Source organism: Vibrio atypicus (assembly GCF_009811315.1).
In the GTDB taxonomy this organism is placed as follows: domain Bacteria; phylum Pseudomonadota; class Gammaproteobacteria; order Enterobacterales; family Vibrionaceae; genus Vibrio; species Vibrio atypicus.
In genome coordinates this window covers 1-251 of the sequence record NZ_BLID01000058.1, presented here as the reverse complement: position 1 = coordinate 251, position 251 = coordinate 1, and the positions used below count along the sequence as shown (strand labels likewise).

Genomic DNA, 251 nt, shown 5'->3' with positions numbered 1-251 from the left:
AACTGTGGACGGTAACCTTTGAAGAATGGAGTGTGACGGCCGCCTTCATCTTTAGACAGTACGTATACTTCAGACTCAAACTTAGTGTGTGGGTTGATAGAAGCTTTCGCTGCTAGTACTTGACCTCGTTCTACGTCATCACGCTTAGTACCACGTAGAAGTGCACCAACGTTCTCACCAGCACGACCTTCGTCTAGAAGCTTACGGAACATTTCAACACCAGTACATGTAGTTACTGTTGTTTCTTTGAT

Annotated in this window: 1 protein-coding gene; it reads right to left on the bottom strand. The window is 45.0% G+C overall.

What is annotated here, in order from left to right:
- Positions 1-251, bottom strand: a 251-nt coding sequence (locus GVO60_RS22315) for an EF-Tu C-terminal domain-related protein (protein ID WP_263971957.1), incomplete at both ends; no start/stop codon positions are given.